Origin of the sequence: Pseudoalteromonas sp. MQS005, assembly GCF_001661605.1 — a bacterium.
Taxonomy (GTDB): Bacteria; Pseudomonadota; Gammaproteobacteria; order Enterobacterales; family Alteromonadaceae; genus Pseudoalteromonas; species Pseudoalteromonas tetraodonis.
Genome location: NZ_LYRQ01000007.1, coordinates 62,102 through 85,463, shown reverse-complemented (window position 1 = coordinate 85,463; position 23,362 = coordinate 62,102). Strand labels below are relative to the sequence as shown.

The window sequence follows — 23,362 nt, the reverse complement described above, 5'->3', positions numbered from 1 at the left end:
TTAGCATCATTGTTTCATAAATCGTGCAAATACTATGGATAAACTCACCGCAGCACAGGTTTTTGTTGATGTTGCCTACTCAGGCAGTTTTACTGCCACTGCCGATCGGCTTGAAATGTCACGCCCTATGGTTACTCGTCATATTGAGTCGGCAGAGGCCTGGTTAAATACGCGCTTATTGCATCGCACTACCCGTAAAGTAACGCTTACCACCGCCGGCGAGGCCTGTTTACCCGAAATAGAGCAATGGTTAGCACAGGCTAACCGTTTAGTTGAACAAACTAAAAGCCAGCAACAGTTGTCAGGTAAAATACGAGTAGCGACCAGTATGTCGTTAGGTTTTGCACAATTAGCCCCTATATTTACACGTTTTATGAAACGTCACTCTAACGTGCAAATAGACATAGATCTTGAAGACTCAACCACAGATCTAATAGAGCAACGTGTTGATTTGGCAATACGTATTGCAGCCAATCCTGATCCTTCGTTAATAGGTAAACCTATTGCCGAGTGTGAATCTATATTAGTGGCCTCAGCTGATTACCTTGCAGATTATCCGCCAATAACGACACCACAACAGTTAAGCACTCATCAATGTTTAGGCTATAAAAACTTCGACCGATATATTTGGCATTTACACAACGGGGATGAGTTTCAATCGGTTGATGTTAAATGCAATTTAAGTGCAAACGAGGCCACCACATTACTTCATGCAGCTATAGCCGGTGGTGGTATTTCAGTGCAGCCTACGTATTTGGCAAATCAATATATACTGGATGGTCGCTTGCAACGTGTATTAGCGCCATGGACATTAAACCCAATGAAAATATATGTGCTTTACCCTTCTCGTCAGCATTTATCAGCAACAGTAAGAGCACTAATCGACACGCTCAGTGAAGAATTTAAAAATCCAGCATGGTAATTAATTATAAAAGTTTGGGTTTAAACCATAGCTTTGTGCGTTAAGCATGCTGATATTGTGTACGTTATTTTGTTACAGTAAATGTAATAAGCGCCTTAATCCATAAAGGCCAACAGACCCAAGGAACAATAACAATGAATCTGATCAAAACATCGGGCTTGGCACTGGCCATTGTTGCGGGCTTAGGCTTGCAAGCATGTTCAAGTACCAGCATAACAACTAACAACAATGCAGCGATGAGTACCGTGAATAATCCATTAAGCCTAGCGCAAATTTATAAAGATAAAGAATTTAAAACCCAGCGAAGCACTTACTTTAAGTGGCTAGACGATGGTACCGGCTACACTGTGCTTGAAGAGCGCGAAAGCGAAAAAGAAAAAGCAGACGATAACAACGTTGATGATGAAAAAGAGCACGGCGTAAAAGGCAACGACATTGTATTTTACAATGCTGACGGCACAGGCCGTAAAGTACTGGTTGAGTTTGAAAAACTGTTGCCAGAGGGCGCAGACGAGCCATTTGCAATCGAAAGCTATCAGTGGTCAAAAGACGGTAAATGGCTGATGGTATTTACCAACAGCGAGCAAGTTTGGCGCTCTCGCAGTCGAGGGGATTTTTGGTTACTCAACCTTGAGACTAACCAGTTACAGCAATTAGGTGGCTTGGATGTTGAGCCTACTAAGTTAATGTTTGCTAAGTTCTCGCCAGATAGTTCAAAAGTAGCCTACGTGCGCGACAACAACATTTATATGCAAGCGGTTGGCAGTAACGATGTAACCGCGCTTACAACCGATGGCAGCGCCACCATAGTTAACGGTAATTTTGATTGGGTATACGAAGAAGAATTCACCATTGCCGATGGTTTTCGTTGGAGCCCCGACAACAAATCAATCGCCTATTGGCAGCTTGATACCAGTGACGTTAAATTTTTCACTATGATCAACAACACTGACGAACTGTACCCTACCCTTAAAGAATTCCCTTATCCTAAGGCCGGTGAAACCAACTCTGCCGTGCGTGTTGGTGTGGTAAGCCTTGCTGATAAACAAACCCGTTGGGCTGAGCTTGAAGGCGATAACCGCGACCGTTATATTCCGCGTATTAGCTGGGCTGGCACCGGTAATGAATTAATGATTCAAGACTTAAACCGCCCGCAAAGCCATAACAAAGTGTGGTTGTTTGATTGGCAAAAGCAGCAACTGACCAAGATTTTAGAAGACAAAGACGATGCGTTTATCGAATGGTTTTATAAAGCAAACTGGTCAAAAGACGGCGAGTTTTTTATTTGGCATAGCGAACGCGACGGTTGGCGTCATCTTTACCGTGTATCGCGCGATGGCAAAACTATTATCGACCTAACCCCAGGCGATTACGACATTATTGATATGCTGAGCATCAATGAAGATAAAAACGTAATGTATTTTATTGCGTCGCCAAACGATCCTGGTCAGCGTTATTTATACAGCACACCGCTCGATGGCAGCAGCAAACCGGTACGGGTCACACCTGCTGAGTTTGAGGGATCAAACAGCTACTACATGTCAAAAGATGCCTCATGGGCAATGCATACTTACTCAAAATTTGGTACGCCACCGACTAAAGAGATCATTAAAGTGAGCGATCATAGTAATGTAAAAACCTTAGTTGAGAATACAAAGCTTAAACAAAAGCTTGCTGAGCAAAGCTTACCAAAGCATGAGTTTTTTAAAGTAAACGCGCAAGATGGCACCGAGCTTGACGGCTACATTATGTTCCCAGAGAACATGGATAAAAGTAAAAAATACCCAATTGTGTTTTACGTATACGGCGAACCATGGGGTTCAACTGTGCAAGACCGCTGGGAAGGCAACAGTTACCTGTATAAAGCACTGTTAACGCAAAAAGGCTTTATTGTGGCATCGGTTGATAACCGCGGTACACGTGCACCAAAAGGCCGCGATTGGCGTAAATCGATTTATAAAAAAATTGGCTCAATTACCGTGCAAGATCAAGTAGACGCCCTAGATGCTATGGCTAAACGTTGGGATGTAATAGACACAGACCGTGTTGGTGTGTGGGGGCATTCAGGGGGCGGTAGTTCAACCCTTAACTTGTTATTCCGCCACGGTGATAAATTTAAAGTGGGCATTGCCTCAGCACCCGTGCCAGACATTCGTTTGTACGACACCATTTACCAAGAGCGTTATGCGGGCAACCCAAACACCGACCCTGAGAGTTACGATAACACCTCGCCGATTACCTTTGCTAAAAACCTAACCGGTAAGCTATTGCTTATTCACGGCACAGGCGATGATAACGTGCATTATCAAGGCTCAGAGCGTTTAATTGACGAACTCGTTAAGCACAACAAGCAGTTTGAGTTTTTCTCATACCCTAACCGTTCACACAGCTTGCGCGAAGGCAAGGGCACCACTTTGCATTACCATACTATGATGGCTGACTTTTTTGAAAAGCACTTATTAAACAAGTAATCGCTTTAAAAAAATAAAATACTAAAGCCGCACTCTAATTATTAGTGTGCGGCTTTTTTAATCAAAGTGTAACGGGGGTTTACAGCTGGGTTTAAAGGTTAAAGGAAAAAGGGTAAAGGTTTTTAGTTACGGTAAGTTGGGTAGAGTGTAACGAAACCCAACAAAGAAAGGCGGCTTTGCTCAATAGCAATGCGTTAAAGGCTCAACAGGTAATAAGTGAATCGTTTATTATTAAACATAGCTTGGAATTAGAGTGGCATTAAAAAAGTAGCATCCTTGCTACTACAAGTGCGATATTAAGAGCTTGGTTGCGAAGGTTGATACTTATTAACGAGAATGTGCTGCAAACTTTTAAGTGCCCGCTTTATCGCTTGCAGCATACTTCTTCCCTTTGTATTTACATTAATACTGGGTAGCCCAGGTAAAAGAATATTAATTTTGCATTGCTGCAAAGTGCCGTGGCGCTCACTCGAAAGATCATTTATTTGAATCTCAACTTTACGAATATTTAAAGCATGTTTTGCCAATTGGCTTTTTATCAACTTTAAAAGCGACATCTTTTCACTTGCGTTAATTATCTTGTTTTTAACTGTAAGTTTTAGCTTCATGCAATTACACCTTTTAATAGTAACTATGTTGCAGGCATGACTGTAATCTACTAACTTAGTGGCAAAGGAAAAAGCTGATTATTTCTTACTTTAAAACAGGTATTTTCGAATGATTACCAACATCAACTACAATCACTTATATTATTTTTGGCAAGTAAGTAAGCACGGCAGTATTGCAGCGGCGAGTAAAATACTTAATTTAACGCCGCAAACGGTCAGCTCGCAAATTACTAACTTAGAGCAACGACTAGGAAAACCGCTATTTATTCGCCAAGGGCGGGGCCTACAGTTAACGGAGTTTGGCCATGTAACTCAGCAGTACACTAATGATATGTTTGCTATTGCTCATGAATGGCTAGAAACCACGCAAGGTGATACCACGCAATACTCACGAACGTTAAAGGTCGGTATTTCAGACGTGTTGCCTAAATCACTGGTGTCGAAGTGGCTAGCGCCTTTAATTAATAACGACCGTATTACCAACTTGCACTGTATTGACGGCCAACAAGATGAACTGCTTGCGCAAATGGCGATTCATAAGATCGATTTAGTTTTAGCTGATAAACCACTCGATACCACCTTGCCATTTAAGGCGTTTTGCCATGAAATAGGTAAAAGCCAAATCGCTCTTTTTGGTAACGAAACATGGCATTCGCAACTACATAAGCAGTTTCCGCAGTCTTTAAATAACAAGCCTTTAGTGCTCCCTGCAAAAGAAAGCCCCGTCGCGCGTGCTATTTATTATTGGCTGCAAGAGCAAGAGATTGAAATGACAATAGCTGGGCATGTTGACGACAGCGCATTAATGAAGTCGTTAGGTGAGCAAGGGTTTGGTATATTCCCTGCGCCTATTTTGGTAAGAGCCGAAGTAGAGCGCCATTACGGCGTTAATTACATTGGTACAATTGATAATGTTTATCAGCATTATTATGCCTTTACGCCCGACAGGCTCATTAAAGACAGTATTTATGACGAATTTATAAAGCACGCGCAAATGACGTAGATTTTAGTTAATCGCTTTAAGATTGACGGGCGTCGCGGTGCGGGGTACGGATCTAAAACCTTACAGTTCAAATAAATATATTAAAAATATCAACAAAGCGATAAAGAATACCGGAGTGAGCAAATAAAATATGATATTGGCTACTATTTTATTGTTATCTCTAAACTTTAGTACTTTTTGGCGTGCGGCAATTAAGGCTGGAAATGTAATAAATCCTTGGATACCGATAGCTAAAGTAATAGTAAGTTGCATGATAAAAATTTGCCAGTATTGCTCTGGGTCATCAATTAACGATGCTTGTTGATAGTCGCTGCCTGTCGTTCCAAGCTGATGAGCAGCTCCTGTAATTAACCCTATAATAGGTGATATCAAAAAGAACAAAGCAACACTTAAGATTGTTTTATCAACTTTATCCCTTAATTTAACTATTTTCATAGCATCCTTGCCTTAAAGTTTATTATTTCAAAATATATTCGCAAGCAAGCCTGCGAACTTTAACCTTATCGAGTAAACATATTAATTGCCATTACAATTAATAAGCCGGCAAATATTTTCTTTATGGTTGAAACTGGCAAATAATGCGTAGCTTTAGCACCGAGTGGCGCGGTAAACCATGAGGTGCATACAATACCCAATAAAGCTGGCAAATATACAAAGCCTGCAAATCCCTCTTTTAGGCTAAATAACTGGCTGCCAGAGCTGATATAACCCATTGATCCAAACAGTGCTATCACAATGCCTGAGGCCGAGGCGCAGCCTATGGCTTTTTTCATATCAACAGAAAAAAACGTTAGTAGCGGCACTAATACTGCCCCGCCGCCAATGCCAATCATGGCAGACAAGCCACCGGTTATGGTCGTATAAACACTTAGCAGCCCTTTGCTTGGCAACGGGCGCGCTATTGCTGAATCACTTTTACCTGAAAAAATCATTTTTAGTGCAATTAGCACCACACTTACTGCAAATACCAAACGCACTACATGCTCAGGTAATAGCGCAGCCATAAAGCCACTAATAAGCGCACCAAAGGCAACGCCTGCCATCACCCAAGGTGCAATATCCCAGGGTACATTGCCATTTTTATGATGCGCAATAGCCGATGAGGTCGAAGTAAATAAAATAGAGGCCAGCGAGGTCGCAATGGCAACCACCACTACTTGTTCAGGTGGCAAAGCATTAAAGTGCAGTAATATCATGCTGAGTATGGGCACAATCACCAGCCCGCCCCCTATTCCTAAAAGGCCTGCTAAAAAACCAACACCGCTACCTAATATGGCGCAGTATATAATTAACACTATTAAATCACTCATTCCTTTTGTCTCTTCTTATGTTGTGGAAAGTTCTGCAACGGCGAGCTGCTTAATAAAGCGCTTAAGCTCACCTAAGTTTATTCGAGTATATCAACAACCGTTTATGCAAATTGGACTTTAAGTACTTATGAGCATTGAATAATACTCACGTTTTGTATGAATAAATCACAATACCCGTAAAAACATCTAGAAATCTAGACTTCTAAAGTGGGTTTTGTCTGAGTGGGAGCGTCTACTAGTCTAATTTATCCATTTAACTTTGCTACAGAATGAATCTGGCTCATGTTTTACCTGAAATAATACCGTTTTTCTTCATGCTACATAGCGCGTATAAATTTATTAACTCTGCACAGCACCATTACAGCTAACCCGTTATGTCGGTTTTAACAGCGAGTAATGCGCCATCAATAAAAGCAGCAACAACTCAGATTGAAAGGATACGGCTATGAGCACTGATCTTGCATTTACTATTAAAAGCACTAACTTGGATGAAAACTACCATCCATCAAATAACACACGTATTACGACCAATTTCGCTAATTTAGCAAGGGGTGAAAGCCGCCAACAAAACCTGCGTAATACCCTAAAAATGATCAACAACCGCTTTAATGCACTGGCCAGTTGGGATAACCCACAAGGGGATCGTTACGAGGTTGAGCTCAAGATCATTTCGGTTGATTTAGACATTGCAGGCAGTGGCCAAGCATTTCCGTCAATTGAGGTATTAAAAACCAATATTATTGATCGCCAAACGAACGAGCGAATTGAAGGCATAGTGGGTAATAACTTTTCATCGTATGTGCGCGACTACGATTTTAGTGTGTTATTGCTTGAGCATAACAAAAGCAAACCGCAATTTAGCATTCCCGATAACTTTGGTGACTTACACGGCAAGTTGTTTAAATGCTTTGTAAACTCAAATACCTATAAACAGCATTTTAAAAAGCCACCGGTTATTTGTTTAAGCGTGTCTGATAACAAAACCTATCAGCAAACCGAAAATCTACACCCTATCTTAGGCGTAGAGTATCAGCCTAATGAGTCGTCGTTAACAGAGCAATACTTTAAAAAAATGGGCTTACAAGTGCGCTACTTTATGCCACCAAACAGCGTTGCACCGTTAGCGTTTTACTTTTTTGGTGACCTGCTAAACGACTACAGCAACCTTGAACTAATTAGCACTATTAGCACCATGGAAACGTTTCAAAAAATTTATCGTCCAGAAATTTATAATGCTAATGCCGCCGCAGGTAGTCGTTATAAACCGAATTTAAAAAATGACGATCATTCGTTAACGCAAATTGTGTATGACCGCGCAGAGCGAGGTCAATTAGCGGTTGAGCAAGGTAAATTCACCGAGCAGCATTTTATTAAGCCTTATCAATCAGTGCTGCAGCAGTTCTCGGCGAGTATCGCCTAATCACATAACAAAATTAAAGGCAGCATTTATTATGAAAAAACTATTACCTACATCATCAGCAGGCAGCTTGCCAAAACCGTCATGGCTTGCTGAACCCGAAACCTTATGGTCACCATGGAAATTACAAGGCAATGAGCTGGTTGATGGCAAACACGACGCCCTGCGCATTTCCCTACACGAGCAACAAACCGCAGGCGTAGATATAGTCAGCGACGGCGAACAAACCCGTCAACACTTTGTAACCACCTTTATTGAGCACTTAAATGGCGTTGATTTTGAAAACCGCAAAACGGTTAAAATTCGCGACCGTTACGACGCCAGCGTACCCACAGTGGTTGGCCCTGTGTCTCGCACTAAATCGGTATTTGTTGAAGACGCCAAGTTTTTACGCCAGCAAACCAGCCAACCAATTAAATGGGCACTGCCTGGGCCAATGACCATGATCGACACCCTGTATGACGATCACTATAAAAGCCGTGAAAAACTAGCGTGGGAATTTGCTAAAATACTCAACCAAGAAGCCAAAGAGCTAGAAGCCGCAGGGGTCGATATAATTCAATTTGATGAACCCGCTTTTAACGTGTTTTTTGACGAGGTAAACGACTGGGGCATAGCCTGCCTTGAGCGAGCCATAGAAGGGTTAAAATGCGAAACCGCCGTGCATATTTGCTACGGCTACGGCATTAAAGCCAACACCGATTGGAAGAAAACCCTTGGTACCGAGTGGCGACAATACGAAGAAGTATTTCCTAAGCTGCAAAAATCGAATATTGATATTATTTCGCTCGAATGCCAAAACTCACATGTACCTATAGAGCTACTCGAACTCGTACGCGGTAAAAAAATAATGGTGGGCGCAATCGATGTAGCCACTAATACTATAGAAACCCCTGAAGAGGTGGCCAAAACTCTACGCGAAGCACTTAAATATGTAGATGCCGACAAACTCTACCCATGCACCAACTGCGGCATGGCCCCCCTGCCCCGCAATATTGCAAACGGTAAGCTCAACGCCCTAAGCAAAGGCGCAGAGTTAGTACGTAACGAACTATTAGCAGCAAATGTCGCTTAATTTTTAGTTATAGCTGCTGTAAAAAGCCACACCTTAGCACATGTTGAGGTGTGGCTTTTTTAATCAAAATGTCATGGGGGTTTACAGCTGAAATGCAAGGTTAAAGGCAAAAGGTGAAAGGTTTTAAGTTAGTTGAATATTGGTTGGATAGAGTGCAACAAAACCAGCAAAAATAGTTAAATTTAACCGGGCCGCTAGGTACTATCGATTGAGTGGAAAGTGCCCCATTTGCATGCTGTCAGGATCTATAATTTCTGAAGTCAAGATTTGCCCCCTTTTGCTTAATAGTGTGGGTGAAGAGCAGGGGGCAGGTGATACTGATGGGCATATACTGCATAGCAGTAATGATGGTACTTTAAAAGACAGTAAATCTAGAGATGCCACAGAGAATGAAAAAAGCAAAATTGTTGTACGTGCTAAAGCTAGAATAAATGATCTAGTTCAAGAGTTAAGATCTGAAACAGGTGAAAAGTATGAAACAGCAAAGAGTAATTATGGTTTTGTTGATAACAGCGAATTTAAAACTACCGCTGATCTCTTAATAAAAGATGCTGGGAAAATAGATGCAAAACTTAGTGAAATTATTAAAAACCCATCATCTATTAAAGTAATTGATACAAATGATGTAGGATTTGAAGGTACTTATAATATAATTACTGTTGAGATATCAATGACTACAACTTATTTAAATGGTAGTTCAGTGAGTGGTCTTATACACGAGATTTCACATTCATTTGGCGGGGATCACCCGAATGGAGGTTACCATTTTAATAAAAAGGAGATTAGTATTCGTGCTAATAATGCTCGGTATCGCCCTTTTTATACAGACACTCAGGCGTTAGACAGTCAAAGGTTAGATAGAGCTGCTCTATATAAAAATGTTTATACACTTGATTTTGTGCTCCAAAATAAGAGGTTATAAGTGATTGATAAATTAATACTGTTGGGGGGTGCTATTTTATCATCTCACACTATGTCTAGCATGGCTGCTGAACATAGTGTTGATTTGTATAATAAGGTCTATATTGATGTGACTTGTTCAGTGGTTAAGGGCATTGCTACTTTAAAGTTTCACAATATGACTGGCACCTATGTAAATATAGAAGGTGCAAATGACAAGTTCGGCATTTGGGAGTCGGATGCCATTAAAGTTGTTCAAAAGAAATCATATTCAGAGCATTACACACGTTGGGAATATGCTAGAAAGAACAAGTTTTCTAGTTATGAAGGTAATGACCCTATATCGAGTTTAGTCCTTGCTCCATATTCAAAGCGAGAGTTTGATGTTTTTTATGATAAAGAATTTGAATTAAAATCAGGCGACGAATACATGTTATACCTAACATTTTCTGCTTATATAAATAGTTATCCGCTCGACTTTAAAGTCTTTAGGTCCAACAGGCTTTTGACCTCAAGAGATAATTGCTACTGATAGAATTAAAATGAGGTGAATAGGGTCACCCATTAGAAAGTTCCGATCAAGCAGGCAGCTGTGTTTTCTTGATCTTTTTATTCAAAAAGCCAAGTGTTCTTATTATTTAAACTCAATTTAAATATGACTACGCACCTAGTAATGACGTCGACTGGTGTGAATATACACCAGTCACCCATATGAATTTAGGCGGTTAAGCATCGTTGATGATTAGTTAAGGCCCTTGGCTTTCGCCCCTTCGCCAGAGTCAAATCTTGACTTCATACATTAAATTTATTGACTGACCAATTATTCTTATTTTAATTATCAGGTAAAGTCTAAATCAATAAGATAATTAAGTAACCCTCTACTTTTAGCTATTACTTAATTAGATTTATAACTAGCCCTTATAAACTCAACAACTCTTCTACCCACTCTAAAACTATGCGTGTATCTCGGGTTTGAAAGCGCTGTTTATTGGGTATGTAATAGTAAAAGTCAGATTCAACTGCATGAGTATTAAAGCTTTTAAGTAACTCGGTGTCTAATAATCGTTGTACTAGCGTGGTTGAGCAAAAAACCAGTCCTGAGCCTGCCATAGCTTCTTGAATACCAAATAGCTCTTGGTCAAATGTTTTAATACTAAATAACGCAGGGTCTAAGTTGTTTTGAGTAAGCCATTGTTTAATTGGAGGCTCACTTAGCGCGTTGTTTTTCCATTTAGTGGTATAGAGCGTAACTGGGCCGTTTTGCCATGGGATATCCGCGGCTTTGTATGATCCAAACAGGTTAAATTGTTCGGTTTTTATAATGTCATCAGCGTTTATATTGCGCTGTTGGCCAAAGCGAATCGGTAAGGTGTGCAATTGCTTATCAACGGCTTCACTGGTTGATATATCCACCTCAAGATTGGGCTGACTTTTTGATAGCTCCTGTAATGCGGGTATTAAACGCAGTGCGGCCAGTGATGACGTAGTGGTAATTTTAACGGCGGTGCCTTTGGCTTGTACGGTAGCTAGCGCTTGATTAATAAGGTTAAAGCCGTTGCTTGTTGCTTCACTTAAATATTCACCTGTGGGGGTAAGAGTGATTTTTCTAACTTGGCGGTAAAATAAATCCACATTTAAACGGTTTTCAAGGTTATTTATATGATGCGAAATCGCGGTTGGCGTGAGCGATAGTTCATCCGCGGCGGCTTTAAAACTGCCTAAACGCGCCGCAGCTTCAAAGGCTTTGAGTGCTTGTAGTGATACTTGCATGGGGGATTATTCACACAAAATAGAATTTACTTATAGATGAGTATAACTTATTTATAGTTAAGGTTTACTCGTTTGTGAAATATGTCTGTTAGTTAGATGATTGCTGTACATTTACTAACAGGATAAACAGTATGACTACCCTACTTCACGTTGATGCAAGCGTAAGAGCTGTTAAAAACGACAACCCAGCTCATGATTCAATCTCTAAAAATATTGCTAAGCAATTTATTAATAGCTTTGCACAACACCAAGCTATAGATGAGTATTTTTACCGTGATGTTGGTGTAAATCCGCCGCCTTTTATTACTCAAGACTGGATAGGCGCAGTATTTACCCCTGATGATAAAAAGACTGCTGAGCAACAACAGTTACTGGCCTTGTCAGGCACATTAATCGCTGAAATTGCCGCTGCCGATATTATTGTGATTTCCTCGCCTATGTATAACTACGGTATGCCCGCACAGTTAAAGGCATGGTTTGATCAAGTAATACGTATAAACCAAACTTTTGATTTTGATCTTGCTCGTGGGGATTTCCCACTGCAGCCTTTGCTGGACGGTAAAATATTAGTTGTGATCACCTCAACCGGTGAATTTGGTTTTGAGCAAGGCGGCATACGTGAGCATATGAGCCATTTAGTGCCGCACTTACGTACGTTGAGCAAATATTTAGGCGTGAGCACCATTCATGAAATTGCCTCAGAGTATCAAGAGTTTGTCGATGTACGCCATCAACTATCGCTAGATAATGCTTATAGCCAAGCAGCAGCGCTAGGGCTAAAGTTAAGTAATCAATAATATTTAAATATAAAATACCGCATTTACCTTGCGGTATTTTTACTCAAACCGTAACGGGGGTTTACAGTAACTGCTTAAAACGCGGGTGCTGTTACTGTACTTTATTAACTGATAAGGTGATTAATATTGAGTAGTAAAATTGCGTTTTAGTAACGATTTAAACAGGAGTCATTAATGGCAACTACATTGGCGTTTGATGTATACGGTACGCTTATAAACACACATGGCGTGGTGTCGTTACTTGAAAATATGATTGGTGATAACGCGCACGCATTTTCGACCACTTGGCGTGAAAAACAACTCGAATATTCGTTTAGGCGTGGCTTAATGCAAAACTACGTGCCGTTTTCGGTGTGTACTGAGCATGCACTTAATTATGCGTGTTTACTGCACAAGGTAACTTTAAGCGATGAGCAAAAAGCACAGTTATTAGCACGTTATAAAACACTCCCCGCATTTGATGATGTAAAAGCAGGGCTTGAGAGCTTAAAAGCACAAAACTATCGGCTATTTGCGTTTTCTAATGGTGCGGCCAGTGCGGTAAATACCTTGCTGGAAGCCGCAGGCATAAGTGAGCTTTTTGAAGGCGTAGTGAGCGCCGATGACATTAAAACCTTTAAGCCCAACCCCGGTGTTTATAGTCATTTTTTACGTCAGACAAATTCAACCGGTGCTAATACCTGGTTGATATCGAGTAACCCGTTTGATGTTATTGGGGCGTTATCGCACGGTATGCGTGCTGCTTGGATACAGCGCTCAAATGAGGCTATTTTTGATCCTTGGGAACTTGAGCCTACAATAAAGGCGTGCGATATACATGATTTAAAAACCAAGCTAGCCAGTAATAACCAATGATTTAGTGGGCAGGGGTTAAATTACACCAATGAAAGGCTAGGTTTGCGCTTACAAACCTAGCCGTTTTAGGGTCTGTTGATCTTTCAAGGTTAAATTTGCAGCAGTCTGTTTGGTATTTAGGCAAGGCTGAGCCTATGTGGTGTGGTTATTCCCCATAAATAGGCGATAACGCAGCATCAATGCCAAACAGGCGCTGCCCTTCGGGTTCTGCCTAGGGGCGATTTACTCTTTGTTGCTCGGTTTTTACTTAGCCCACTAGGTTACAAACCTCGCGCCGCGATTAAACCGCCCCTAGTTTGAACAAATTTTAATCCGCAAAGGTCAACAGACCCTAGTCTTCAATTGCAATGGCAATTTCTATTTCGTTACTGTTTTTATAATACTCAAAATCACTGGTGTAAGTGCGGGCATAACGGCAATCGTCTGAGCTGAAGTATTGCCAAATTTCGCCCCATAAATCGATCACTGCATCGGGCATTTCACCCTCACCTTTAAATACCAAATAACGCCCCGCTTGGATGGTTACTTTTTTAGCTTCAGGGAGTTTAATTGATAAATTATCGCAGCAGGCAATTACGTCAAAATCGCCTGTGAGATCGCTTTCGTAATTAGTATACACACCATACACTTTGGTGTTTTCTGTAAGGCTGTTGGCAAACTTTTCACCAAATTTTTGCCAAAGTTCAGCTATATTTGCAGTGCCAGCATTCATTTCATTGGCGTTGCAGGTTCTTACTTTTAAGCCGATTAAGGTCTGACTTGCTAATTGTTTTACTTCCATCATGACGTCCTTTAGCGTTAATACAAACACCAACGTAACAGAAAAACCGCCAATACTTTAAATTTTGTATTAAATATTTCATAAACAGTGATTATTAACCTCAATTGCGTGTTTATTGCTCATGTTTAAATAGGTGCCAATCGCTAAACGTGGCTTTGCTACCGCTAAAATAATTTACTTAACTTTCTATTTTTTAACTTTATTTTTTGCATGTAATGCTTGACGTTTAATAATATGGCTTATCGATTTTTGTTAAAAATATACGACAAGCTTATTAGCTCTAATTAAAAAAAAGTTGCTATCTAATCTTTTTTCATTATTGTAAATGTAAATCATTATCATTAAGATCCTTACACCTAAAAAGTGTACTCAAGGAATATTGATGTGTCTCAATCTCAAGTGTTAAATATTAATACCATTGAAAAACAGGCTGTATTTGAACAAAGCGGCCTGCCCCCACAATTCAATTTAGAGCAGTTCATTAATTATCAAATAGCGTCTTTGCAAGGGTTGTCGGCGGTACAGCAAGCGATGGCTAAAGCCCAAAAGCCATTTTCAGGTGTGTCGGTAAATGCGTTAGCAAAAGTAGCAAACGATGTTGATTTATCAAAGCCTTTGGCTGACTTTCCGGCGGTGCTTGAAGAGCTAAAAGGCGTGTATTTAGATCATGCCGTGTATTTTCATCATCCTCGCTACATGGCGCATTTAAACTGCCCTGTAACCTATCCTGCTGTGGTGGCCGAACACATTATTGCTGCTATTAATACCTCGGTAGATACGTGGGATCAAAGTGCAGGTGCGACCTTAATTGAGCAAAAGCTGATTGATTGGACATGCCAAAAAGCAGCATTGCCAAGCACTGCCGATGGAGTGTTTACTAGTGGCGGTACACAATCAAACTTAATGGCAATGTTAGTTGCTCGTGAAGTGGCTGTTAGTCGATATGCGCCAGAACATCAGGTAAAACTTCAGGGCTTACCAGCTGTTGCCTCGCGCTTTAAAATTTACTGCTCTGAGGTGGCCCATTTTAGTATTCAAAAAGCGGCGGCGTTATTGGGGCTCGGTTATGACGCCGTGGTGCCGGTTGCAACAAACCATAAAATGCAAATGGATATGGACTCACTTAAAACCGCCATAGCAACAAGCAAAGCGCAAGGTGATTTACCCATTGCGGTGGTTATTACCGCCGGCACAACCGATTTTGGCTCTATCGATCCAATTCATAATATTGCCATGCTAGCTAAAGAAGAGCAGCTATGGTGCCACGTAGATGGCGCTTATGGTGGCGGTTTGTTGGTGAGCGAGCACCACCGCAATGCGCTTAATGGCATTGAGTTGGTTGATTCAATAACGATTGATTATCACAAATCATTTATGCAACCGGTTAGTTGTAGTGCCTTTTTATTAAGCGATAAACGCCATTTTAGCCACATTACTTTATATGCCGATTATTTAAACCCATTAGCAGAGGCGGGAAATGGCACGCCTAATTTGGTTGATAAAAGCCTACAAACCACTCGCCGTTTTGATGCCTTAAAGTTATGGCTAACACTGCGCACCACTGGAGAAGCACCGCTTGGCCGCGCGTTCGATAAAGTTATTGGCCTTGCGCGCCAAACGCATATTGTACTTAACGACCACCCCGATTTTGAAGTAGTTAACTACCCCGAGCTTAGTGCCTTAGTATTTAGATTTGCCCCTGATGATTTAAAACATGACCTTGATTTACTCGACTCTTTAAACCTGCATGTACGACAAACGTTTTTACAAACCGGTGAAGCCATGGTTGCCCGTACAAAAATAAATGGCCGCCATTATCTTAAATTTACATTGCTTAATGCGCAGTGCCAATTATCTGATGTACGTGCTGTTATTGAGCAAATTAGCCACATTGCATGGCAAACTTATAGGGAAATTGCATAATGGATAATCAACCTTACGATTTTATCGCTATTGGCCTTGGCCCATTTAACTTATCTTTAGCGTGTTTAAGTGAACCGCTTGAAGATGTAAAAAGCCTGTTTTTAGAACAACGCAGTGAATTTGATTGGCACCCAGGAATGATGCTAGAAGGCGTTACATTACAAACTCCGTTTATGTCGGATTTAGTAACCATGGCAGATCCAACCAGCCAGTATAGCTTTTTAAATTATGCCAAATTAAATAATCGTTTATACCCGTTTTATATTCGCGAAAGCTTTTTTTTATTGCGCCGTGAATACAACTTATATTGCCAATGGGTTTGCTCGCAGCTTTCAAATGTTAACTTTGAACAAACAGTCACTCAAGTTGAGTTTTGCCCGCAAAGTGAGTGTTATACCGTTAGCTGTAACACCCCTAATGGCATACAACATTATGTGACTCGCCATATTGTTTTGGGCACAGGGCCTGCACCGTATATTCCTGATTGCGCTGTGCAAAGTAACTCAAATAACGTAATGCACAGTAGCGATTTTTGTCATCGGCTTGATGAATTAAAAGCGGCTAAACGGGTTACCGTGGTAGGGGCTGGACAAAGTGCAGCAGAAATTTACCACACCTTATTACAGCAAGCAGTACCGCAAGGCTTGCAGTTAGATTGGATAGCACGCTCACCGCGCTATTTTCCGCTTGAGTATACTAAACTCACCCTTGAAATGACCTCTCCTGAGTATGTAGATTACTTTTATAATTTAAAAACTGAGCAGCGAGATTGGCTCAATCAAAGCCAAAAAAACCTATTTAAGGGCATTAACGGCGATTTAATTAACGACATTTTCGACACCCTCTACGCGCAAAGCCTTGATGGGCTAATTTCTACTACATTTAAAACTAACAGCAGTCTAACAGGCACTCAAAAAGTAGGTAAGCGTTTACTGACTGAGTTTTATCATCAGGAGCTTGAGCAGCCCTTTTCAATAGAAACCGACTTTTTAATTTGCGCCACGGGCTTTAAATATCAGCGCCCTGCTTTTTTAAATAATATTGCCCACCAATTACCCCAAGATGAGCAAGGTCGTTATTTAGTAAGCCGTGAATATGCGGTAGATAGCGAACAAAAACGTATTTTTGTACAAAATGCCGAGCAGCATACTCATGGTTTTGTAACTCCAGATTTAGGTATGGCTTGCTACCGTAATAGTATTATTTTACGTGAAATTTTAGGTTATTCGCCTTATCAGGTTGAGCAAAAAATTGCTTTTCAAAACTTTGATTTAAGTGATGTCACCCTATCAACACAACAGCAGAGTAGCGCCGCATGAGTCTTCGTTTAGCACTTATTTTACTGACGGTGATCTCGGTGGTGTGCGATACCTTGCTGCTGCCGTTTTATCCGCAATTTTTTGCCAGCGAATTTGCCATTAGTAACGCAACAATTATTGGTTTATTTGTGGCCAACTGTTGTATTACTGTGATGCTGGCTTTACCGCTGTGGGCTAAAGTCGCCAAAAAATACAATGAGTTGGCTTTATGGTTAATAACCCAAATGATTGCCGCTGGTTTTGGCGTGCTTTGTTATTTTGCAACAACGGCGTGGGAGTTTTGGTTTTACTACCAGCTCATGCTGGTACTAAAAGCAAGTTACCTGCTTATATACCCATTTGCATTGCGACTAGAGCAGCAAACTAAACACTTATCAATTATTGGTTTGTTTTCTGTATTGATGCACTTTGGCGCTATAGGTGGCGCATTAATTGGCGGATACTTTTTTAGCTTAGGTGAACCTCGCTATGCACTTTTGTTGAGCAGTGCCGGTGATATGGTGCAGGTTTTATTGTGTGCCTACTTAATGTATTCATTAAAAACCGGTATTTATCAACAAGCAATAGCGACTGAAAAACCGCGAGAACGTATTCCCTATTTTATTTGGCAATTTTGCTTTTTAAGTGTGGTGGTTTATTTTAGCGCGTTTTTAATTCGCCCTTTCTTTACTACTCATTGGCAAGCATTAAACGCACAAAGCAGCACCTTGCAAAGCGCTGTTGTATACGCCATTCCTGCTTTTGCAGCGCTTGTTATGCTGGTTTTTAACCATTTCAGGCAGCATCTACCACTGCCAACATTAAGCCGCACTAGCACTTTGTTATGTGCACTTATTTTAGGGGCGCTTGGGCTTTATTTACAAGCGCAGGCGTCGGTGGGGTTAGTGATTTTATCACGTGTTTTATATGGCTTTGCGCTATTTCAAGTGATGGTACTGCTAGAGGTAATGCTATTTGCTAAAAGTGAGCCTGCACATTACGGCAGCGACTTTGCCAAAGTGCACATTGCTCAAAATATAGGGGTTATTTTAGCGTCGTTACTAGTGGGTATGAGCGTAGAGCATCTTTCAACAACGGTTGTGTTTTACTTTGCTGCCATTGGCTTTGCAAGCCTTGCCTTTATTTTGCTTTGGCGGGTTAAGGCTGTTGCTCGAACTGCGCGTTCAGCGTCATAGTTTTTAAGATTTATTGGAGTTTTTATGTATTTTTCATCTTTTGTAACCACCCTACAGCATACCGGCAAAGTGACGATGCGGTTATTACAACAAACAGATATGCCAACAATATGCGATTGGCTTAAGCAACCGTATGCGCACTTTTGGGGGATGCAGCAGCAAACCGAGCAACAAATAACTAAAGCGTATCAAGCTATTATTGATACGCCTCATCATCAGGCATACGTGATCGAGCAAAATAACAACCTATTGGCTTTAGTTGAGCTTTATAGCCCAGAGCACGAAAGCTTAATGAGAGCGGCGTACGAGGTGGAACCGAATGATGTGGGTATGCATATTTTATTAGCGCCTAACACGGCACCTAAGCGCCATTTTAGTTTTGAAATGATGCAGTGCGTGCTGCAAAGTATTTTTGCTCAAAACAGCGCGGCCCGTGTTGTGGTTGAGCCCGACATTGCAAATAGTAAAATTCATACTTTAAATAAACGTTTGGGATTTGTGCACACCCAGCAAATTCAACTAGGCGAAAAAGCCGCTTATTTAGGTTTTTGTGACAAAGCAGCCTTTGATAGGCACAGCCAACTATTTACTGATTCGTTAGCGCCTTTGCAAACTGATTACGTGATACAGCCTCATTGGCAATGGGCAAACCGACATTTACAAGCTAAAGCCCTCACCGAGCTAGTGCACGAGCGTTTATTGGCCGCAGAGACAACAAAGCAAGGCTTTAAAGTGAATGTTGAAGGCGGTTACTTTATTTTTAATGGCCGTGCTATGGCACTAAACCATATTGATATAGACGAGCCAAGCCTATGCTTTTACAACCTTAACGAAGAGCTGCAGCCGCTAGATGTGTTGCACTTTTTTAGTATGCAAGGGCCTGCGCTAGGTTTAACGGGTAAGCGCCTTGCCACCTACCTTGAAGAGCTAAATGCTACTTTAGCCAGTGCGTGCTTTAAACGTGAAAATAACACGTTAACAGCGGCGCAGTTAGCTAATTTAGGGCTGCAAAAAATAGAAGCTGCAATGAGTGAAGGTCATCCTGCCTTTGTTGCTAATAATGGCCGCATTGGTTTTAGTAAAGCTGACTTTTTACGTTATGCGCCAGAAGTAGGCAAACCGTTTAAAGTACTGTGGTTAGCAGCGCATAAAGCGGTATGCGACTTTGCCCATAGTGAATACTTTGCCGACTACCCAAGCCATATAAGTGATGAACTAGATTTAACCACTCGAGATGCGTTTAACAAAGCGCTAAAAGCTCAAAACCTTAACCCCGATGATTACTTACTCATTCCTGCTCACCCTTGGCAGTACCAACACAAATTGAGTGTGGTATTTGCAAATGAGTTGGCAAATCAGCGATTAGTGTATTTAGGTGAAGGTGACGACTTATATCAAGCGCAACAATCAATTCGGACCTTATATAACTGCTCGCACCCGCATAAACCGTATTTAAAAGTGGCGTTGTCTATTTTAAATATGGGATTTATGCGTGGCCTATCGCGTGCTTACATGGCGGTGACTCCTGCCATTAACGATTGGGTATTTGCTAAGGTTAGCCAAGATCAACAACTCGCAGGCGCTAATTTTACAGCGCTTAGAGAATACGCCACCTTAGGTTATGCCCATCATACGTTTGAGCAACACGCGCTAGGAGATACACCCTATCGTAAAATGTTTGCCTGTTTATGGCGAGAAAACCCAAATCACAATTTACATAGTGATGAACAACTGACCACCATGGCAGCGTTATTACACTTAGATAATAATGGCCAAAGTTTAGTGGGCGAATGGATAACGCAAAGTGGTTTGAGCACGCAGCAGTGGTTACATGCGTACTTTAATGCTTATTTAATTCCGCTAGTACATTGCTTTTACGCGCATAAATTAGTGTTTATGCCTCACGGCGAAAACCTCATTTTAAAGCTTAAAAATTCGGTGCCAGTGGGCGCATATATGAAAGACATAGGTGAAGAGGTTGCCTTACTTAATAGCACTGAAGTATTGCCTGCAGGGGTTGAACGTATTCATGTTTCTATGCCTAAAGAGCTTGAGCTGTTAAGTATATTTACCGATGTATTTGACTGTTTCTTTAGATACTTAGTAGCAATTTTAGTGCGAGAAGAGCGTATTACAGAGCATGACTTTTGGCAGTGTGTTACCCAAAGTGTTAAAGCATATCAACATGCTAATCCTGCTTTAAATGAGCGATTTAAAGAGTATGACTTTTTTAGTGATGAGTTTGCTCACTCTTGTTTAAACCGCTTACAGCTGGGTAATAATGAGCAAATGGTTGATTTAACCGATCCTGCAGGTAGTTTGCAGTTTGCTGGTAACTTAAATAACCCCGTATCGGCAAAGCTGTATGGCTAAACCGATTACCCTTGCGCAGTTTTTATATTGCCAACAACCCGTACAACGAACTTTTAAACCGAGCTTATTATTAGTGCGCGCTTTAACTGTTCGTTGTAAGGCGCAGTACCCTACTGCGCCTAAGCAATTTATTAGTCGGCATTTGTATTTACAGCTTTGTTGGCAAGCTATTTACGCTTATTGCTATTGGTTTGCTTGCAAGCAAAGTACGGCAGATCCCATTAACATGCCGTTAGCGATAAATGGCGCTTATTGTCGTGGGTTTAACCTCAATAATAGCGTGTTAGTAAGTAAAACTGAGCAAACCAAAGCGTTTACTCATTTTATAAGCCAAGTTGGTGCATGGATAAATACCGACTACGCGCTGGGTAAAAAAGAACAAGCACGGTTATTACTCGATTCATTAAGTAGCGCCATTGAGCGAGCTCATAGCTTAGCCCTTGCTACTACTTTACATATCAACAATTGCCATCGTCAGCTGCATACCCTTATTTGTGAACACTTTAATCTTGATGCGCCATTTACTGAAAAACCCCAGCGTTTAACCTGTTGCCGCTATTATTTAGCCGGTTATAGCAAATGCCAAACCTGCCCTAAAAAGGACATTAAAACCAATGAACCAACGTCTTAAAACAATTGACCTTGCGCGTGGTGCGAGCGTTTTCATTATGATTATTGTGCATACCTTATGGATGTATGCCTCCACAACGCTTCAAAGTGAAAGCGCATTTGGTACGGTTGTGCATATACTTGGCAAAGGCATCGCCTCGTTTTTGGTGGCAATGGGGCTATCTATGGCGCTTTCGCGTAGGCAAACACCCTTGCTGTTAATTAAGCGTGGCATTCAGCTTTTACTGCTTGCCTATTTAATGAATGCGGCCAAGTTTTGGCTACCTATTGAAGTATTTAATACCATGCCCGAGGCGTTTATAAATGCTTATGGCTGGCAAAGCCCTTTGAGTGCTGGGCAGTTACAATTTATGGTGTTAACAGGTGATATTTTACAACTGGCTGGAGTTAGCTTATTGCTGTTTGGTGTGCTTAATATTGCCCGTTGGAAAACAATATGGATTGCGGTTTTAGCCATTGCAATTGCAGTTATGAGCCAGTTTGTGAGGGGGCAACAATTTACGCTTTCACCTTATATTAGCGATTTGTTTTTTGCTAATAACTATCAAGTGTATTTTCCGGTATTTCCTTGGATAAGTGCGATATTAACGGGGTATGTACTTGGTCGTTTATACCTTAGTAATCAACAAAATGCCGATTACTTATATAAAGTATGTGCACAACTTGGTGCTGCTTTACTTGTTATTGGCGGCATATGGTTAGCCATTGATTTTAAAGGACAGTTTGGCAACTTTTTCCATTTAAATGGCGGCGGTATTAGCTATTTAGTTGGCTTAAATTTATGTGCACTATCGGCTATACAGTTTATTTTTGCTGATAAATATAATGGCCCTATTACACGTGCTCTTTTATATGCCAGTAAACATGTAACCGCGCTCTATGTTATTCAATGGGTACTTATTTGCTGGTTTATGGGGGCGCTTGGTTATCATACCCTTAGCCTTTGGCCGACACTTTGTATGATGGTACTAATGACTTTACTGACTTTTGCTGTGCATAAGGTTTATTTTAAAAGCAAACAGAGCCTCACAGACATTACGCAAAAAACCAAACGTACAGCTTAAGCTGTAAAGGGGCTTTACGGGCGCTGATTTGGGTGCCCTAGCCTGCTTTTATCGCATCAATAACGCAATGCATACGCTTTGCTAACGGCCTATTGCGATGATGACACACATAAATATTTTCGCTAATTGGTTTGGTTAAATGATGCGTTTTAATAAGCGCAGGTTTATTAAAAGCACTTACTGCGTGTGCTGGTAAAACCGTAAAACCCAGCCCTAAACTTACCGGTTCCAGTATTAAACTTATTTGGTTAGAAAACCCCGTTTGCTTAATTTGATCAACATGTTCAAATTCACTGTAGTTTTCGCTAAGTAAAAGCTGTGCATGATGTTTTGCATCGGGGTGGCTAATAAAGCCCAGTTCATTTAATGCGCTCCATGTTGGGCTTTTTATTGCGGCCGGTGTTACCAATAGTAAAAGCTCTTGGCCTATTTTATGGCTGGTTACTTCACTAAGGGTAGGCGCTTGAGTTAAAAAGCCAATATCGGCACTATGGTTTGCCACTGCTTGTTCAACACTGGTATTTGGAGCAAAGCGGTAATCTATAATTAGCTCCTTGTGCTCTACTTGCAGTGCTAATAGTTGATTGTAAAACTGCAGTCCACAACTGCCTGGCGACTGTATTTTAACTAAACCGCTGTAAGGTGAATCATCTTTTAATTGCTGCTGTAAAAACTGCCATTCTTTGAGTAACTGACTACCCTGCTGATATAAATTTTGACCCTGAACGGTAAGGGTAAATTGTTTACCGTGGCGCTCAAGCAAGGCGCAATCTACTTGCTGCTCTAACTTTTTTATATGTTGGCTTACGCCTGACTGGGTCATATAAAGGCGCTCGGCGGTTTGGGTAAAATGGTTTACCTCAACTAAAGTACAAAACGTGTTTAACCATGTCGGATTTATCATTACAAAATATACTCAAAATGATGATTAATGATAATTTTACTTAATGTTGGTCAATTCGTAAACTC

The 23,362-nt window shown here is 41.0% G+C and carries 21 protein-coding genes; 15 read left to right on the top strand and 6 right to left on the bottom strand.

All coding sequences use genetic code 11. The annotated features are described in order from the left end of the window. The first annotated feature begins 34 nt into the window (after nt 1-34). Both A9479_RS04645 and A9479_RS04640 read left to right on the top strand, forming a co-directional pair. A complete protein-coding gene (locus tag A9479_RS04645; protein ID WP_033103181.1) occupies nt 35-922 on the top strand; it encodes a LysR family transcriptional regulator in 888 nt (295 codons plus the stop codon). A 134-nt stretch (nt 923-1,056) separates the two neighbouring features. Further along, complete coding sequence (locus A9479_RS04640) at nt 1,057-3,393, top strand: S9 family peptidase (RefSeq protein WP_064662816.1); 2,337 nt, start codon at nt 1,057-1,059, stop codon at nt 3,391-3,393. Between the two features lie 296 nt (nt 3,394-3,689). Here the strand turns inward: A9479_RS04640 and A9479_RS04635 are convergent, their stop codons facing one another. After that, nucleotides 3,690-4,001: a hypothetical protein gene (locus A9479_RS04635; protein ID WP_008110823.1), complete on the bottom strand. Its 312-nt coding sequence runs from the start codon at nt 3,999-4,001 to the stop codon at nt 3,690-3,692. Nucleotides 4,002-4,110: 109 nt separating this feature from the next. On the opposite strand from A9479_RS04635, the gene nhaR reads away from it, so the two are divergent. Continuing rightward, the gene (nhaR, locus tag A9479_RS04630) at nt 4,111-5,004 is read left to right on the top strand and encodes a transcriptional activator NhaR (protein WP_064662815.1); all 894 of its coding nucleotides are present in this window, start codon (nt 4,111-4,113) and stop codon (nt 5,002-5,004) included. A gap of 60 nt (nt 5,005-5,064) precedes the next feature. Here nhaR and A9479_RS04625 read toward each other — a convergent pair whose 3' ends face one another. Then, on the bottom strand, nt 5,065-5,439 hold the full coding sequence (locus tag A9479_RS04625) for a hypothetical protein (protein WP_064662814.1): 375 nt from the start codon (nt 5,437-5,439) through the stop codon (nt 5,065-5,067). Nucleotides 5,440-5,504: 65 nt separating this feature from the next. After that, a complete protein-coding gene (locus A9479_RS04620; RefSeq protein ID WP_064662813.1) occupies nt 5,505-6,314 on the bottom strand; it encodes a sulfite exporter TauE/SafE family protein in 810 nt (269 codons plus the stop codon). 445 nt (nt 6,315-6,759) lie between these two features. Here A9479_RS04620 and A9479_RS04615 point away from each other — a divergent pair, with 445 nt between their 5' ends. The 4 genes from A9479_RS04615 to A9479_RS04600 all read left to right on the top strand — a co-directional run bounded on the left by A9479_RS04615 (nt 6,760) and on the right by A9479_RS04600 (nt 10,238). After that, complete coding sequence (locus A9479_RS04615; RefSeq protein WP_064662812.1) at nt 6,760-7,734, top strand: DUF1852 domain-containing protein; 975 nt, start codon at nt 6,760-6,762, stop codon at nt 7,732-7,734. A gap of 31 nt (nt 7,735-7,765) precedes the next feature. Next, nucleotides 7,766-8,806 (top strand): methionine synthase, encoded by a 1,041-nt coding sequence (locus A9479_RS04610; RefSeq protein WP_064662811.1) that lies wholly within the window; start codon nt 7,766-7,768, stop codon nt 8,804-8,806. Nucleotides 8,807-9,038: 232 nt separating this feature from the next. Continuing rightward, nucleotides 9,039-9,728 (top strand): hypothetical protein, encoded by a 690-nt coding sequence (locus A9479_RS04605; RefSeq protein ID WP_064662810.1) that lies wholly within the window; start codon nt 9,039-9,041, stop codon nt 9,726-9,728. Further along, a complete protein-coding gene (locus A9479_RS04600; protein WP_064662809.1) occupies nt 9,729-10,238 on the top strand; it encodes a hypothetical protein in 510 nt (169 codons plus the stop codon). 386 nt (nt 10,239-10,624) lie between these two features. On the opposite strand, the gene A9479_RS04595 is transcribed toward A9479_RS04600, so the two are convergent. Next, nucleotides 10,625-11,476 carry a LysR family transcriptional regulator gene (locus A9479_RS04595; protein WP_064662808.1) on the bottom strand — a complete coding sequence of 284 codons (852 nt, stop codon included), beginning with the start codon at nt 11,474-11,476 and terminating at the stop codon, nt 10,625-10,627. Between the two features lie 131 nt (nt 11,477-11,607). On the opposite strand from A9479_RS04595, the gene A9479_RS04590 reads away from it, so the two are divergent. Next, nucleotides 11,608-12,273 carry an FMN-dependent NADH-azoreductase gene (locus A9479_RS04590; RefSeq protein ID WP_064662807.1) on the top strand — a complete coding sequence of 222 codons (666 nt, stop codon included), beginning with the start codon at nt 11,608-11,610 and terminating at the stop codon, nt 12,271-12,273. Nucleotides 12,274-12,447: 174 nt separating this feature from the next. Beyond that, nucleotides 12,448-13,128, top strand: a complete 681-nt coding sequence (locus tag A9479_RS04585; RefSeq protein ID WP_064662806.1) for a haloacid dehalogenase type II — start codon at nt 12,448-12,450, stop codon at nt 13,126-13,128. Between the two features lie 331 nt (nt 13,129-13,459). On the opposite strand, the gene A9479_RS04580 is transcribed toward A9479_RS04585, so the two are convergent. Then, entirely contained in the window at nt 13,460-13,909 is a 450-nt protein-coding gene (locus A9479_RS04580; protein WP_064662805.1) for a GyrI-like domain-containing protein, read from the bottom strand. 384 nt (nt 13,910-14,293) lie between these two features. Between A9479_RS04580 and A9479_RS04575 the strand changes: the two genes are divergently transcribed. The 6 genes from A9479_RS04575 to A9479_RS04550 are packed head-to-tail and all read left to right on the top strand — an operon-like array spanning nt 14,294 to nt 22,393. Then, complete coding sequence (locus A9479_RS04575; RefSeq protein ID WP_064662804.1) at nt 14,294-15,832, top strand: aspartate aminotransferase family protein; 1,539 nt, start codon at nt 14,294-14,296, stop codon at nt 15,830-15,832. After that, the gene (locus A9479_RS04570) at nt 15,832-17,151 is read left to right on the top strand and encodes a lysine N(6)-hydroxylase/L-ornithine N(5)-oxygenase family protein (RefSeq protein ID WP_064662803.1); all 1,320 of its coding nucleotides are present in this window, start codon (nt 15,832-15,834) and stop codon (nt 17,149-17,151) included. Before A9479_RS04575 ends, A9479_RS04570 begins: the two co-directional genes overlap by 1 nt. After that, complete coding sequence (locus tag A9479_RS04565; RefSeq protein WP_064662802.1) at nt 17,148-18,326, top strand: hypothetical protein; 1,179 nt, start codon at nt 17,148-17,150, stop codon at nt 18,324-18,326. The genes A9479_RS04570 and A9479_RS04565 overlap by 4 nt, the downstream gene beginning before the upstream one ends. A 24-nt stretch (nt 18,327-18,350) precedes the next feature. Beyond that, complete coding sequence (locus tag A9479_RS04560; protein WP_064662801.1) at nt 18,351-20,699, top strand: GNAT family N-acetyltransferase; 2,349 nt, start codon at nt 18,351-18,353, stop codon at nt 20,697-20,699. Further along, nucleotides 20,692-21,330: a hypothetical protein gene (locus A9479_RS04555; RefSeq protein WP_064662800.1), complete on the top strand. Its 639-nt coding sequence runs from the start codon at nt 20,692-20,694 to the stop codon at nt 21,328-21,330. The genes A9479_RS04560 and A9479_RS04555 overlap by 8 nt, the downstream gene beginning before the upstream one ends. Further along, complete coding sequence (locus tag A9479_RS04550) at nt 21,314-22,393, top strand: heparan-alpha-glucosaminide N-acetyltransferase domain-containing protein (protein WP_064662799.1); 1,080 nt, start codon at nt 21,314-21,316, stop codon at nt 22,391-22,393. The genes A9479_RS04555 and A9479_RS04550 overlap by 17 nt, the downstream gene beginning before the upstream one ends. Before the next feature lie 37 nt (nt 22,394-22,430). On the opposite strand, the gene A9479_RS04545 is transcribed toward A9479_RS04550, so the two are convergent. Continuing rightward, nucleotides 22,431-23,297, bottom strand: coding sequence for a LysR family transcriptional regulator (locus tag A9479_RS04545; RefSeq protein WP_064662798.1), 867 nt, complete (start codon nt 23,295-23,297; stop codon nt 22,431-22,433). Nucleotides 23,298-23,362 lie beyond the last annotated feature (65 nt).

Excerpts from the sequence above, each read along its gene's own strand:
- A9479_RS04595 (WP_064662808.1), bottom strand. The coding sequence starts at position 11,476 with ATGCAAGTATCACTACAAGCACTCAAAGCCTTTGAAGCTGCGGCGCGT.
- A9479_RS04585 (WP_064662806.1), top strand. The coding sequence starts at position 12,448 with ATGGCAACTACATTGGCGTTTGATGTATACGGTACGCTTATAAACACA.
- A9479_RS04545 (WP_064662798.1), bottom strand. The coding sequence starts at position 23,297 with ATGATAAATCCGACATGGTTAAACACGTTTTGTACTTTAGTTGAGGTA.
- A9479_RS04550 (WP_064662799.1), top strand. The coding sequence starts at position 21,314 with ATGAACCAACGTCTTAAAACAATTGACCTTGCGCGTGGTGCGAGCGTT.
- A9479_RS04645 (WP_033103181.1), top strand. The coding sequence starts at position 35 with ATGGATAAACTCACCGCAGCACAGGTTTTTGTTGATGTTGCCTACTCA.
- A9479_RS04615 (WP_064662812.1), top strand. The coding sequence starts at position 6,760 with ATGAGCACTGATCTTGCATTTACTATTAAAAGCACTAACTTGGATGAA.
- A9479_RS04625 (WP_064662814.1), bottom strand. The coding sequence starts at position 5,439 with ATGAAAATAGTTAAATTAAGGGATAAAGTTGATAAAACAATCTTAAGT.
- A9479_RS04610 (WP_064662811.1), top strand. The coding sequence starts at position 7,766 with ATGAAAAAACTATTACCTACATCATCAGCAGGCAGCTTGCCAAAACCG.
- A9479_RS04640 (WP_064662816.1), top strand. The coding sequence starts at position 1,057 with ATGAATCTGATCAAAACATCGGGCTTGGCACTGGCCATTGTTGCGGGC.
- nhaR (WP_064662815.1), top strand. The coding sequence starts at position 4,111 with ATGATTACCAACATCAACTACAATCACTTATATTATTTTTGGCAAGTA.
- A9479_RS04555 (WP_064662800.1), top strand. The coding sequence starts at position 20,692 with ATGGCTAAACCGATTACCCTTGCGCAGTTTTTATATTGCCAACAACCC.
- A9479_RS04560 (WP_064662801.1), top strand. The coding sequence starts at position 18,351 with ATGTATTTTTCATCTTTTGTAACCACCCTACAGCATACCGGCAAAGTG.
- A9479_RS04605 (WP_064662810.1), top strand. The coding sequence starts at position 9,039 with ATGCTGTCAGGATCTATAATTTCTGAAGTCAAGATTTGCCCCCTTTTG.
- A9479_RS04635 (WP_008110823.1), bottom strand. The coding sequence starts at position 4,001 with ATGAAGCTAAAACTTACAGTTAAAAACAAGATAATTAACGCAAGTGAA.
- A9479_RS04580 (WP_064662805.1), bottom strand. The coding sequence starts at position 13,909 with ATGGAAGTAAAACAATTAGCAAGTCAGACCTTAATCGGCTTAAAAGTA.
- A9479_RS04620 (WP_064662813.1), bottom strand. The coding sequence starts at position 6,314 with ATGAGTGATTTAATAGTGTTAATTATATACTGCGCCATATTAGGTAGC.
- A9479_RS04570 (WP_064662803.1), top strand. The coding sequence starts at position 15,832 with ATGGATAATCAACCTTACGATTTTATCGCTATTGGCCTTGGCCCATTT.
- A9479_RS04565 (WP_064662802.1), top strand. The coding sequence starts at position 17,148 with ATGAGTCTTCGTTTAGCACTTATTTTACTGACGGTGATCTCGGTGGTG.
- A9479_RS04590 (WP_064662807.1), top strand. The coding sequence starts at position 11,608 with ATGACTACCCTACTTCACGTTGATGCAAGCGTAAGAGCTGTTAAAAAC.